Source organism: Streptomyces sp. NPDC060035, assembly GCF_042736635.1.
In the GTDB taxonomy this organism is placed as follows: domain Bacteria; phylum Actinomycetota; class Actinomycetes; order Streptomycetales; family Streptomycetaceae; genus Streptomyces.
This window is the reverse complement of sequence record NZ_JBHWVO010000039.1, coordinates 14,400-29,122: the sequence shown is the minus strand read 5'-3', so window position 1 is coordinate 29,122 and position 14,723 is coordinate 14,400. Positions and strand designations below refer to the sequence as shown.

The window sequence follows — 14,723 nt, the reverse complement described above, 5'->3', positions numbered from 1 at the left end:
CTCCTTCAGGGCTGTGTTCTCAGCCGGATGTCGAGCTCGGCGCCGATCCGGCGCAGGTGCTCGGGCCGGGTCATGTCGTCGTGTGCGCACGCGATCCGGTGGACGCGCAGGTCACCGGTGGTGTGATCGGTCCAGGCCGTCGGCCGGGCCGTTCCGGGTTCTTCGGTCGCGTGGAACAGGTCGATGTCCCCGTCGAAGAACCCGGGACGGTGCGCCCCGGCCAGCCGGGCGTTGTTGGCCACCACCCCGGCCAGGTCGGCGGCCAGACCGGCGGCGGTGTCCGGGCCCAGCAGGCGGTGCAGCGCGGCCACCGGGTCGACGGGGGTGTCCGGTTCGCCGTCGGCCACCGGATGGGCGTCGAGCAGGGCCAGCAGGCCGACCGGCGCTCCCTCGTGCCGCAGCCGAACGGCCAGCTCGTGTGCCACCAGCCCGCCGTACGACCAGCCGAGCAGGTGGTAGGGGCCGGTGGGCTGTACGGAGCGGATCTGCTCGAGGTGGTCGGCGGCGACCTCGGCGAGCGAGCCGGGCAGCGGGCGGCCGGGAACCGCGAGCCGGGACTGCAGGCCGTAGATCGGCCGCTCGGGGTGCAGGTGCCGCAGCAGGCCCGTGTAGCACCAGGCGAGGCCGGCGATCGGCGCCACGCAGAACAGCGGTGCCCGTTTCCCCGTGGTGCGGATCGGCAGCAGCACGCCCAGTCCGCGTTCGCCGCCGCCGTCCAGCCGGGCGGCGAGACCACCCGCCGTCGGGTGCTCGAACAGCAGGCCGAGGCCCAGTTCGGTGCCCAGTTCGGCCCGGATCCGGCCGGCCAGCGTGGCGGCCAGCAGCGAATGGCCGCCGAGGTCGAAGAAGTTGTCGTCGACGCCGACGCGCGGCACGCCGAGCACCTCGGCGAAGAGCTGGCACAGCAATTCCTCGCGGTGGCTGCGGGCGGCGAGGCCCGCGCGCGTGGCCGCCGGCGCGGGGAGCGCCCGGCCGTCCAGTTTGCCGTTCGGCGTCCGAGGCAGCGCCGCGAGCGCGACGATCGTGTTCGGCAGCATGTAGGGCGGCAGCACGCGGCCCGCGTGCGTGCGCAGCGCCGCCGGGTCGACTCCGCCGCCGGCCTCCGGCACGACGTAGGCCACCAGCCGCCGGTCGCCGGGCCGGTCCTCGCGGGCGACGACCGCCGCCCGGGCCACGTCCGGATGGGAGACCAGGGCCGCTTCGACCTCGCCCGGCTCGATCCGGAACCCGCGGAGCTTGATCTGCTGGTCGGCCCGGCCGCGGTACTCCAGCTGCCCCGCCGATGTCCAGCGGGCCAGGTCGCCGGTGCGGTACATGCGCTCGCCGGGCGGCCCCCACGGGCAGGCCGTGAACCGTTCGGCTGTCGGCGCGGGCCGGCGCAGATAGCCGTTCGCGAGCCCGGCGCCGGCGAGGTACAGCTCCCCGGTCACCCCGGGCGGGACCGGCCGCAGCCGTTCGTCGAGTACATAGGCCCGGGTGTTGGCCAGCGGGGTGCCGATCGGCTGTCCGTCCACCGGGCCGGAGAGGCGGGCCGCGGTGGACCACACGGTGGTCTCGGTCGGACCGTACAGGTTGGTGAGCTCCCCGCCGGGGCCGGTCAGCCGGCCGGCCAGCCCGGCGGGCAGCGCCTCGGCGCCGGTGAACTTCCTTAGTCCGGGCAGCAGTTCGGGGACGGATTCGGCCAGGGACTGCCACAGCGACGGGGTGGCGTGCACGACGGTGACCGAGGCCTGCGCACACCGCCGGGCCAGCGCCGCAGGGTCGCGGACCGTCCGCGGACCGGCCAGTACGACGGCGGCGCCGCTCAGCAGCGGGCCGTAGAGTTCCGGCACCGACATGTCGAAGGCCGCGGTGGTCACCGACAGCATCCGGTCGCGAGGGGTCAGCCGCAGGATGCCGCGCAGGGCGGCGAGCAGGTTGGCGAGCGCCCCCCGGCCGATGACGACGCCCTTGGGCGGGCCGGTGGTCGCCGAGGTGTAGATGACGTACGCCGGGTCGGATGCGGACGGCGGCCGGGGCGGCCGCTCCGCATCGCCGGGGTCGCTGTCCGGACAGCCGGCCGCGGCCAGGTCGCCGTCGTCCGGCACCGCGTCCAGCACCAGATCGGGTGCGGCGTCGTCGAGTACGTGACGCAGTCGGTCGGAGGGGTGGTCGGGGTCCAGTGGCAGGTACGCCGCTCCGGCCTTGAGTACCGCGAGCACGGCGACCAGGAACTCCTCGGTCCGCGGCAGCAGCAGGGCGACCAGCGCGCCCGGACCGACGCCCCGGCCGGTCAGATGGTGCGCGAGCCGGTTGGCCCGGCGGTCGAGACCGGTGTAACTGAGCGTGCCGGTCTCGCCGATGACGGCATCGGCCTCCGGGGTGCGCAGGACCTGCCGCCGGAACGCGGTCAGGACGTCCGGCGCCGCCGGGGTCCCGGTGGCGTTCCACTCCTGGAGCAGCAGCCGGTGCTCGGCCTCGGTGAGCAGCCGCGGGCGGCCGACGGGCTGGTCGATGTCGGCGGCCATGGCGTGCAGCAGCCGTCCGAACCACCGGTGGAACGCCTGCGCGGTGTCGCGGTCGTACAGATCTCCGCGGTAGCCGAGGTGGCAGTCCAGGCCCTGCGGTGCGCCGTCGGTTCCGCGCCGCTCGGTGACTTCGAAGAACAGGTCGAACTGGGCGGTGGCCGGTTCGACCGGCAGCTCCTCGAATCCGCCGTCCGCCGCCGTGGCCGTCTGCAGCGACAGCACCACCTGGAACAGCGGGTGCCGGGCCGGCGTCCGGGCCGGGTTGAGCGCCTCGACCAGGGACTCGAACGGCAGGTCCGCGTGCGCGTAGGCGGCCAGGTCCGCCTTCCGCACCCGCTCCAGCAGCCGGCGGAACGTCGGATCGCCGCCGGTGTCGGCCCTCAGCACCAGGAAGTTGACGAAGCATCCGACGAGCCGGTCCAGGGACGCGTCGCCGCGGCCGGACACCGGCGTGCCGACCGGGATGTCGGTGCCCGCGCCGAGCCGGGTCAGCAGGGCGCTCAGCGCCGTCTGCAGCACCATGAACAGGGTGGTCCCGGTGCGCCTGGCGACACCCAGCAGGCGTGCGTGCAGGTCGGCGTCGACACCGTGGGTGACGGTGCCGCCGTGGTCGCCGGTCGCGGCGGTGCGTGGCCGGTCCGTCGGGAGCGGGGTGCAGTCGGGCAGGCCGGCGAGCGCGCGGCGCCAGTGGTCCAGCTGGCGGGCGTGAAGGCTGTCGGGCCGGTCCGGCGCACCGAGCAGGCCGCGCTGCCACAGCGTGACGTCGGCGTACTGGACCGGCAGCGGCGGCCACGCGGGGGCGCGGCCCGCCAGCCGGGACTCGTACGCGGTGTACAGGTCGTCGGCGAGGACGCCCAGCGACCAGCCGTCGCCGGCGATGTGGTGCAGGACGAGCAGTACGACGGCCTCGCCGGGGCCGGTGGTGAACAGGTGGGCGCGCAGCGGGGTTTCCGTGGCGAGGTCGAAGCCGCGGCCGAGCGCCGCGGCCATCGCGGCGGGCACGTCCTCGGGGGCGCACTCGAGGGTGCTCAGCGGCGCCCGGCCGTCGGCCGACACGTGCTGGTGGGGGACGCCGTCGGGCCCGGTGGGGAACACCGTGCGCAGGCTTTCGTGCCGGGCCGCGACGTCGTCGAGGGCGTGCCGCAGCGCCGTGGCGTCCGCGCCGCCGGGCAACCTCAGCGCCAGCGGCATGCTGTTGTTGACGGCGCCGCCGGCGAGCTCGTTGAGGAACCAGAACCGCCGCTGCCCGTACGAGAGCGGCAGCCGCGCCGGCCGGGCTGCCGGTTCCGGCCGGAGGCGTACCGGGCCGCCTTCGCGGCCGGCCAGCTCCGCCGCCAGGGCGGCCGGGGTGGGGTGCTCGAACAGCGCCCGGATGTCCACGTCCGCACCGAGGGCGTCCCGCACCCGGCCGATCAGCCGGGTGGCCAGCAGGGAGTGGCCCCCGAAATCGAAGAAGTCGTCGTCGGCACCGACCGCGGGCACGCCCAGCACGTCGGCGAACAGTTCGCACAGCACCTGTTCTGCCGGGGTACGGGCCGTCCGGGTGCCGGCCGCGGCGGACGGCGGCACGGGCAGCGCCTTGCGGTCGAGCTTGCCGTTGGGGGTGACGGGCAGCTCGTGGAGTGCCACCACGGCGGCCGGCACGAGGGCGCGCGGCAGCACCCGGGCCAGGCTCCGCCGCGCCGCTGCCCCGTCCAGCCGAGCGCCGGGCGCCGGTACCGCGTAGGCCACCAGGCGGGTGTCACCGGGCCGGTCCTCGCGGACGACCACGGCCGCCCGTGCCACTGCGGGCAGCGCGGTGACGGCGGCCTCGATCTCGGCGAGCTCCACCCGCACCCCGCGTATCTTCACCTGCTGGTCGGCGCGCCCCAGGAACTCCAGCCGGCCGTCCGCCCGTCGGCGGGCCAGGTCGCCGGTGCGGTACATCCGCTCGCCGGGCTCCCCGAACGGGCAGGCCAGGAACCGCTCCGCCGTGCGCGCGGGCCGGCCGAGATAGCCGCGGGCCAGCCCGGCGCCGGTGACGTACAGCTCGCCGGCGGCGCCGTCGGCGACCGGCTGCAGCGTGGCGTCGAGCACGTACACGCCGACGCGCGGCACCGGGTGACCGATGGGAGCGACGGCGGCGCCCGCTGCGGGGCCGCAGTCGGCGAGGGTCACCGTGTCGGCCGCCTCGGTCGGCCCGTACGTGTTGATCATCCGGCGTCCGGCGGACCAGCGTTCCGCCAGCTCCCCCGGGCACGCCTCGCCGCCGACCACGAGCGTGCCGACGCCGGCCAGCGCGTCGTCGGGCAGGGTGCCGAGGACGGCGGGCGTCAGCTGGACGTGGCTGACCTTGCTCTGCTCGATCCAGTGCGCGAGGGGTTCGCCGGCGAGCACGGTGCCGGGCGGGGGAAGCACCAGTGTGGCCCCGGAGAGCAGGGCGGTGCACAGCTCGGACACGGCCGCGTCGAAACTCCAGGACGCGAGCTGCGACACCCGGCAGTCGGCGTCCACGCCGAACCGGTCGATCTGCACGGCCGCCATGTTCGCCGCTCCGGCATGGGTGACGGCGACCGCCTTGGGCGTTCCGGTCGAGCCCGAGGTGAACAGTACGTAGGCCGGGTGCTCCGGCCGCAGCGGACCGATGCGGTCGGCGTCGGTGGGGTCGGTGTCCGCCGGGCCGGCAGACACCGGTCCGGCGAGCACCTCGTCGAGCAGCAGCGGCGCGACCCCCGCCGGCAGCGACCCGGCCGTCGCGGCGGTGGCCACCGCCAGGCGCGGCCGCGCGTCGGCGAACATGACCGCCACCCGCCGCGCCGGGTAGTCCAGGTCGACGGGAAGGAACGCGGCGCCGGTCTTCGCCACCGCCAGGACCGCGACGACCGCGTCCACGGATCGCGGCATCGCCACGGCCACCATCTGCTCGGGTCCGGCTCCGCGTGCGACCAGCAGGCGGGCCAGCCGATTGGCCCGGGCGTTGAGTTCGGCATAGCTGTAGGAGCGGTCGCCGTCGGCGACGGCGGTGCGCTGGGCACAAGCGGCGGCCCGGGCCTCGAACAGGTCCGGCAGGAGGCTTCCTGCCGGCAGCGGGGAATCGCCGGCCCATGGCCTGGCCGCGCCCGCGGCGAGCCGACGGGAGCGTTCGGCACCGGCCGGCGCCCCCAGCCGACCCACCGGAACCTCCGGTTCGGCCACAGCGGCGCGCAGCAGCTCCACCACCTGGTCGAGGACGGCCGCCGCCGCGTCCCGCTCGAAGACGTCCGGCCGGTGGCGCAGGACGATCCGCAGCCGCTCGTGCGGCACCACGGTCAGGTCCAGCGTGTAGTGCGTGGCGTCGTAGCCGCCCGCCCCGGAGACCTGAGGGGCGCCCGCCGGTCCGGTGTCGTCCTCCGCGCCGGCCGGGAAGTTTTCCACCACCACGGCGGTGTCGAAGAGCGCGTCGTGCCCGGCCGCCCGCTGGATCTCGCTGAGCGGCACGTGGTGGTGGGCGAGCAGCTCCGCCTGGCCGGCGGCGATCTCCCGGAACAGCCGGGCGACGGTGTCGCCCGGGCGCAGCCGGACCCTCACCGGCACCGTGTTGATGAACAGTCCGAGCATCTCGCCGGATCCGTCGAGCTCGCCCGGCCGGCCCGACACCGTGGCTCCGAACACCACGTCGTCGCGGCCGGTCAGGCGGGCCAGCACCGTCGCCCATACGCCGAGCACGGCGGTGTGCAGGGTCAGCCCGTGCTCGCGGAGCGCCGCGGTGAGGGCGGCGGTGGCCGCCGCGTCCAGTTCGGCCGTCAGCTCCCCCGGGCGGACCGGCAGGTGCCGCGTGCCGCGGTCGCCTGCCACCAGGGTGGGGCCGTCCAGCTCCGCCAGCACCCGGGCCCAGACCGCGACGGAGGCCTCCGTGTCCTGGCCGTCGAGCCAGGCGAGGAAGTCGCGGTACGGGCGCACCGGCGGCAGCGAGTCCGTATCCCCTCCGTCGGCGGCCAGTGTGAGGAGTTCCCGCACGAACAGCGGTGTGGACCAGCCGTCGATCAGCGTGTGGTGGTGCGTCACCAGCAGCCGGTGCCGGTCCGGCGCGAGCCGGACGAGGGCCATCCGCATCAGGGGCGCCCGGGTGAGGTCGAACCGCTGGTCGCGGTCGGCGGCCTGCAGCCGGTCCAGCTCCGTTCGGCGCGCTGCCTCGCCCAGTGCGCTCAGGTCGGTCTCGTGCCACGCGAAGTCGTCGTGGTCCGTGATCACCTGGACCGGGCGGCGCAGACCCTGCCAGCGGAACGCGGCCCGCAGGTTCGGGTGCCGGCGCAGCATCGACCGGCCGGCCCGCCGCACGGCCGTGGCGTCCACCGGGCCGACCAGGTCGACGTAGAGCTGCATCGTGTACAGGTCGGGGCCGTCGTCGTAGCCGCTGTGGAAGAGCAGGCCCTCCTGCAGCGGCGTGAGCGGCAGGACGTCCCGGACGTCCGGCTGCTCACGCGTCACCAGGTCGACCTCCTCCTGGTCCAGCCGGGCGAGCGGGAAGTCCGACGGGGTACGTCCGCCGCCGTGCGTCCGCACGTGCGCGCACAGCGCGTGCAGCGCCCGCTGCCAACCGTCGGCCAGGGCGGCGACGGTCGCGTCGTCGAGCACGCCGGGGGCCCACGACCAGGTCGCCGCCAGGGCGGGCCCGGAAGGGCCGCCGGTCACCATGGCGTTGAGCTCCATGACGTGCGGCATGGCCATGTCCGGGTCGAGCCCGCCGGCCGGCCCTCCCGATTCCACCGCCGGGCTCCACGCACCGGTGTCCGACGGCCCGTCGAACCGGCCCAGGTAGTTGAAGAGGATCTCGGCAGCGGCTCGGTCCGCGAGGGCGGCGGCCGTGCCGGGGTCGAGGTAGCGCAGCATGCCGTAGCCGAGACCGCCGTCGGGCGCCGAGCGCAGTTGCTCCTTGACCCGCTTCACGGCGCGGCCGGCCGCGGGACCACCGTCGAACAGCTCGGCCGGGTCCCGCTCGCCGAGCCGCAGCCGCACCGGATACATGCTGGTGAACCAGCCCACGGTACGGGTGAGGTCGACGCCTTCGGCGATCTCCTCGCGGCCGTGGCCCTCGACGTCGACCAGCAGACTGCCGTCGTCCGGTTCCCCGTGCCCCCGGCGGTGCTCGGCGACGGCCATGACCAGTGCGGTCAGCAGCAGGTCCTGGACGGTGCCGCCGAAGGCGGCCGGGGCCGTCGTCAGCAGTTCGGCGGTCAGCTCCGCGGGGACGACGCAGGTACGGAACCGGGCCCGGCCGTAGGTGTCCCGGGCCGGATCCAGCGGCCGCCGGGCGAGCGCCGGGGCCGCTGTCGGCGCCGTGACCCGGAGCCAGTACGGCAGTTCTGCGCGGGCCCGCGGTCCGCCGGCCTGCTCGTGCAGGAGCCGCGCCCACCGGCGCAGCGAGGTGCCCACCGCGGGCAGCCGCACCGGCTTCCCGGCCGCCGCCAGGTCGGCGGCCGCCGTCAGGTCGGGCACCAGCACCCGCCAGGAGTATCCGTCGACGGCCAGATGATGGACGCACAGCAATAGATGGCCGGACTCCCGCGGACCGGCGTCGAACCACACCGCCCGCAGCACCACACCGGCCGCGAGGTCGAACCCGCCCCCGTCGCCGGCACGTTCGGCGTCGATGGCGGCACGCAGGGCCTCCCGGTCCAGCCCCCGCACGTCGACGCGCCGCCAGCAGTCGGTCGCGGACACCGCGCCGCGCGGGGCGATCTCCAGGGTCCACCGCGGCCGCAGCAGCCGGAGCCGCAGCGCGTCGTGCCGGTCGAGCAGCGCGCCGATCGCCGCCAGCAGCTGCTCCTGGGTGGTGCCGGCGGGGGTGCCGAGCACGGTCGACTGGGCGAAGCCGTCCAGGGGCGCCGCGCGTTCGCGCAGCCAGGCGGCGATGGGCCACACCTCCATCGGACCGACCGCCACGTCCGCGTCGTCCTCGGCCCGTAGGGCGGAGGCGACCGCCGCCAGCGCTGCCGCCGTCCGGTGCTCGAAGATCTGCCGGGCGGTCAGCCGCAGCCCCGCCGCCCGCGCCCGGGCCACCAGCTGGATCGAGGAGATGCTGTCGCCGCCGATCCCGAAGAAGTCGTCGTCCGGGCCCACGGAGTCCAGGCGGAGGGTGTCGGCGACGGCGGCGCAGAGCACCCGTTCGCGTTCGGTGCCCGGCTCCCTGGGCGCACCGCGGCGCGGCGCCCCCGGGTCCGGCAGCGCGTGCCGGTCGACCTTCCCGTGGCGGTTGAGCGGCAGCGCGGTCAGCGGGACCACGACCGAAGGCACCAGGTTCCGGGGCAGCACCTCGGCGAGCCGGCCGAGCAGGTCGGCGGGCGACGGCAGTTCCTGGCCCGCACCCGGTGCGGCGTACGCCACCAGCCGGGGCGGTTCGCCCACCGCGAGCACGGCGGCCTGGCCGACACCGGGGCAGGCGGCCAGCGCGGCCTCGATCTCGGCCGGTTCGATACGGACGCCGTGCACCTGCACCTGCCGGTCGGCCCGGCCGAGGAACTCCAGCTCACCCCCGGCGGTCCAGCGCGCCAGATCGCCGGTGCGGTACATGCGGGCGCCCGGCGGCCCGAACGGACAGGCCACGAAGCGCTCCGCGGTGTCGGCAGGGCGGCCCAGGTAGCCGCGTGTCACGCCGGGGCCGGCGGCGTACAACTCGCCGGGCGTGCCGGGCGGGACCGGCCGCAGCGCGGCGTCGAGCACGTGGACCACCGCGTTCGTCACCGGGGTGCCGATCGGCACCCTCGCGCCGGAGCCGTCCGGCCGGCAGTCGGCGAGCGTCACCGTGTCGCTCGCCTCGGTGGGACCGTACGCGTTGATCATCAGCCGGCCGGGCGACCAGCGGGCCACGAGCTCGGGCGGGCAGGACTCGCCGCCGACGACCAGGGTGCGCACCCCGGTCAGGGAGCCTTCCGGCAACGTGGCCAGGACGGCGGGCGTGAGCTGTACGTGCGTCACCCGGGCCGTGTCGATCCAGCGCGCCAGTGCCTCGCCGACCAGGGGCTCCCCCGCGGGCGGCAGCACGAGGGCGGCGCCGGCCGCCATGGCCGTGAGCCATTCGGACACCGCGGCGTCGAAGCTCCAGGGGGCGAGCTGCGCCATCAGGCTCCCGGCGTCGAGCCCGAAGCGGCTCAGCTGGGCACGGACCATCGTGTGCGTGCCGCGCCGGGTGACGGCCACCGGCTTGGGGGTTCCGGTGGACCCCGAGGTGTGGAGCACGTAGGCGAGGTGGTCGGGGTGCGGCCGGGCCGGGAGCGTCGCGCCGCCCCGGTGGTCCGGAGCGTCCAGGTCCAGGACCGGCAGGCCGGGCGGCAGCGCCTCGCCGTGGCCCGCGGCCGTGACGGCGAGCAGCGCCTTCGCGCCGGACACCAGCCGGGCCTGCCGGAGCGGCGGCAGACCGGGGTCCACCCACAGGAACGCGGCGCCCGCCTTGGCCACGGCCAGCGCCGCCACGATCAGCTCGGCCGACCGGGGCAGCGCCAGCGCGACGACGGTGTCCGGCCCGGCGCCGCGCGCGACGAGGAGCCGGGCGTGGCGGTCGGCCCGCCGGTCGAGTTCCGCGTAGCCGAGGACCGTGTCGCCGTCGGTCACCGCGGTGCGGTCGCCCGCGACCGCGGCCCACCGGGCCACCAGGTCGGCGGGTCCTTCGACGGGGCCGGCGGGCCGGACCGGACCGGCCGCCCGGGCCAGCAGCGCCGATCGTTCCACCGCGTCGGCCAGCGCCAGCCGGCCGACCGGCGTCTCCGGGCCGCCGGTCACACCGGCGACGAAGCCCCGGAGCCGGGCGGCGATCGACCCGGCCTCGGCGGCGGAGTACAGGTCGGGCCGGTACTCCAGACGCAGCAGCAGTCGCGGGCCGGGCACCACGGTGAGGCTGAGCGGGTAGTGGGTGGCGTCGTCGACGGTCGCCCCGGTCAGCCGCAGGCCGTCCGCGTCGCCGGCGTGCGCCGCGGCGCCCCCGTTCAGGAGCTGTCCGGCGTCGGGGTAGTTCTCGACCGTCGTCATCGTGTCGAACAGGTCGCCGCCGCTGTCGCGTTGGATGTCGGCGAGGGCCGTGTGCTGGTGGGCCAGCAGCTCGGACTGCTCGTCCTGGACGCGCCTGAGCAGGGCGGTCAGGGTTTCCCGCGGCCGCAGCCGGACCCGTACCGGCACGGTGTTGGTGAACAGGCCGATCATGCGGTCGACGCCGGGGACCTCCGGCGGACGACCCGCCACCGAACCGCCGAAGACGACGTCGTCACGGCCGGTGAGCTGGCCGAGCACCACCGCCCAGGCCGTCTGCGCCAATGTGTTGAGGGTGACACCGGTGGCGCGCAGCGCGGCCGAGAGCGCGGTGGTCTCCTCCGCGGAGAGCGTCACGTCCACCCGCTCCGGCGTGACCGGGCGCCGGGTCACGGCCTCGCCCGGTGCCACGGTGCACGGGCGCGCTCCGTCCAGGGCCCGCCGCCAGGCCGCCCCGGACCGCTCCGGGTCCTGCGCGGCCAGCCAGGTGAGGTAGTCGCGGAAGGCGGGCGGCGGCGGAAGCTCCGGGCCCCCGGCGTACCCGGTGAGCAGCTCGTCGAGGAGCATCGGCACGGACCAGCCGTCCATCAGGATGTGGTGGCTGGTGAGGACGAGGCGGTGTCGGTCGTCGGTCAGTCGCAGCAGGCACATCCGGATCAACGGCGGTGCGGACAGGTCGAACCGGCGTGCCTTGTCCGCGGCCAGGAAGGAACGTATCTCCTCCTCCTGCCGGCCGGCGTCGAGCGGACGCAGATCCAGCTCCTGCCAGGGCATGGGACCCGGAGCCGGAATGACCTGCACCGGTTCGGTGCCGTCGGTCCAGAACGCCGCGCGCAGGTTGGGGTGCCGGCGCAGCAGTGCGGACCCGGCGGCGCGCAGCCGGCCGGCGTCCGGCCGGCCGGAGAGGTCGAGGACGAGCTGAACGGTGTAGACGTCGGGCGCCTGCTCGTCGTACTGCGCGTGGAAGAGCAATCCCTGCTGCAGCGGCGAGAGCGGCAGTACGTCGTGATGGCCGGGGTGACGAGCGGCCAGCCGGTCCCGGTCGGCGGCGTCCAGGCGTACGAGCGGGGCCGGCTCGCCACCGGCCGGGGCTCTGTCGGCCACCCGGGTGGCGACCTGGGCCAGTGCCGCGGGAGTGCGGTGCCGGAAGACCTGCCGTGCGGTGATCCGCAGCCCGGTGGCGCGCGCCCTGGCCACCAGGGTGATCGCCGAGATGCTGTCGCCGCCCAGCTGGAAGAAGTCGTCGTCGGCGCCGGCCTCGTCCAGGTGCAGGGCGTGTGCCACGGCCGCGCAGAGCACCCTCTCCCGTTCCGTCGCGGGCCGGCGGCCGGGACCGGACCGGGCCGGGGGCGGGGTGGGCAGCGCGGTGCGGTCGATCTTGCCGTTGGGGAGCAGCGGCAGCGCATCCAGCACGGTGATCTGCGCCGGCACCATGTGCCGGGGCAGCACCGCGGCCAGCTCCTCGCGCAGCGCCTCCGGGTCGGGCCTGGCCCCCGGCTCGGCCACCACGTGGCCGATCAGCCGCGGCGGGTCGGCCGCCACCACCGCGACGGCCTGCCGCACACCGGCGCATTCGGTCAGCGCCGTCTCGATCTCGCCCGGTTCGATCCGGTAGCCGCGGACCTTCACCTGCCGGTCGGTCCGGCCGAGGAACTCGAGGTCGCCGTCGTGGTTCCGGCGCACCAGGTCCCCGGTCCGGTACATGCGTGTGCCCGGCGCCCCGAACGGGTCGGCCACGAACCGCTCGGCGGTCAGGCCCAACCGGCCGGTGTAGCCGCGGGCGACGTGTGGGCCGGCGACGTACAGCTCTCCCGGGACCCCGGGCGGCACCGGGCGCAACCGGTCGTCCAGCACGTAGCAGGTGGTGTTCGGCAGCGGTCGCCCGATCGGCGCGACCGCGGTCGGCGGCTGCCGCCGGCCCGGCCAGGTGGTGGCGACGACGGTGGTCTCGGTCGGGCCGTACCCGTTGACGAACGACACGTCGGCGCCCAGCCGCGCGACCAGCTCGGCCGGACACGCCTCGCCGCCGACGAAGACCACCCGGAGGGCGGGCGGCGCACCGGCCGGAAGGGTGGCCGCGACCGGTGTGGGTGCGAGGAGGTGCGTCACCGCGTACCGGCGCAGCCAGTCCGCCAGCTCCGCACCGAGGAGGGCCGGCTCGTGCGGGGTGACGATCAGTGCGGCACCGGCCAGCAACGTCGACAGCAGCTCCAGCACCGAGATGTCGAAGGACCAGGCCGACCGGTTGGCCACGCGGTCGTCCGGCCCGATGCCGAGCAGCTCGATGTGCGCGTGGGCGAGGTTGCTCAGCCCGGTGTGCGGGACCGCCACGCCCTTCGGCCGGCCGGTCGACCCTGAGGTGTACAGCACATAGGCGAGGCCGGCCGGCCGCAGCGGGGCCGTCCGGTCGGCGTCGGTGAGGTCGGCGTCGTCGGCCCCGGCCAGCTCGGCGAGCACGGCCGGGTCGTCCAGCACCAACACCGGGGCCTCGGACAGGTCCTGGTCCGCCGTTGCGGCGAGGGTGAGGACGAGCCCGGGCGCGGAGTCGGTCAGCAGGAACTCCCGGCGGAGCCGGGGAAGGTCCGGATCGACCGGTACGTAGGCGGCGCCGGCCTTGAACACCGCGAGCACCGCGACGATCATCTCCGCGGACCTCGGCAGAACCAGCGCGATCCGCCGCTCGGGACCCGCACCGCGCCGGACGAGCAGCCGGGCGAGCCGGTTGGCGCGGCTGTTCAGCTCGGCGTAGCTCAGGCAGGCGTCGGCGTCGACCAGCGCCGGGGCCCCGGGCCTCGCGGCCACCCGGGCCTGGAACAGCTCCGGCACCAGCCCGGCCGGCAGCTCCCGGGACGGGCCCCGGCTCCCGTCCGCCGGCCGGGCCCGCTCCCCCTCCGCGCCGGCCGGCGGCAGGTCCGCCAGCCGGGTCTCCGGCGAGGCAGCGGCCAGTAACCTGACGTAGCGCTCCGCCAGGGCCTGGGCCGTGCGGCGGTCGAACAGGTCGGTGCGGAAGCTCAGCCGCCCCTCCCGCGGGCCCAGTTCCAGAACGAGCTCATCCTTCGCGGTGCCGGTGTCGACCAGCTCGTTGCCGGAGTCGGGCAGGTAGTTGAACGCGATCTGGTAGAGCGGGGAGACACTGGGGTCACGTTCGGGTGAGATCTCCTCGACCAGCTTCTGGAACGGCAGCTGGGAGTGCTCCAGCGCGTCGGCCACCGCATCGCGGGTACGGGCCACCAGCTCGCCGAAGGTCGGGTTCCCGGACGCGTCGGTGCGCAGCACGACCGTGTTGACGAACATGCCGATCAGCGCGCCCACTTCGGGCAGGACGCGCCCGGACACGGGAACGCCGACCACCACGTCCGTACTGCCCGAGGTACGCGCCAGCAGGGCCGTGAACGCCGCGAGCAGCACCGTGAACGGCGTGGTGCCGCCGCGCCGCGCGAGCGCGGCCACCGCGTCACCGACCTCCTCGGGCACGGCGAACCGCACGGTGTCACCGGTGTTGCTCCGGACCGGGGGACGCCGCCGGTCCAGCGGCAGGGCGTGCACCGGCGGCAGCCCGGCCAGCCGCCGCCGCCAGTAGGCCAGGTCCGGCTCGAACTCACCGCTGTCGTAACGGGAGCGCTGCCAGGCCGCGTAGTCGGCGTACTGCACGGGCAGCGGCGGAAGCTCGGCGGGGCGGCCCTCCGCGGCCGCCCGGCACAGCTCGGTGACCTCGTGGTCCAGCAGGGCCACCGAGGCGGCGTCGAACACACTGTGGTGGACCACCACCAGCAGCAGCCGGTCCGCTTCGGAGAGGCGGACCAGCCGGGCGCGGATCAGCGGGGCCCGCGTCAGGTCGAAGGGCGCCGCGGCCAGCTCGGCGAGGAGTTCCTCGGTCCGCCTGCCGGCCGCCGCCCGCTCCAGGGACCGCAGGTCCTCCTCGTCCACCGTCAGTTCCGCGTGCTCGTGGACGGTCTGGTGGAGCGAGCCGTCCACCGCCTCCGCCAGGGAGGTCCGCAGGGCCTCGTGGCGCCGCGCGACGGTACGCAGAACCGCTGCTACATCTCCGGCGCCGAGCGCGACACCGGACAGCGGCACGACGGTGGCGACGTTGAATGCCGGGGAGTCCGGATCCAGCCGGCTCGCGAACCACACCCGCTCCTGGTCGAAGGAGGCCGGAGTACTCCAACCCGTCATGGCCACCAACCCCCGGTCCCCCTTGCTCTTCCGCCGCACGCCGAATCCCCTCAGCCCTACGAC

The 14,723-nt window shown here is 75.8% G+C and carries 1 protein-coding gene; it reads right to left on the bottom strand.

Going from position 1 to position 14,723, the window contains the following annotated elements:
* Positions 1-5: 5 nt before the first annotated feature.
* Positions 6-14,660 carry an amino acid adenylation domain-containing protein gene (locus tag ACFWBQ_RS35235; RefSeq protein ID WP_385506898.1) on the bottom strand — a complete coding sequence of 4,885 codons (14,655 nt, stop codon included), beginning with the start codon at positions 14,658-14,660 and terminating at the stop codon, positions 6-8.
* Between the last annotated feature and the right edge of the window lie 63 nt (positions 14,661-14,723).

Excerpts from the sequence above, each read along its gene's own strand:
- ACFWBQ_RS35235 (WP_385506898.1), bottom strand. The coding sequence starts at position 14,660 with ATGACGGGTTGGAGTACTCCGGCCTCCTTCGACCAGGAGCGGGTGTGG.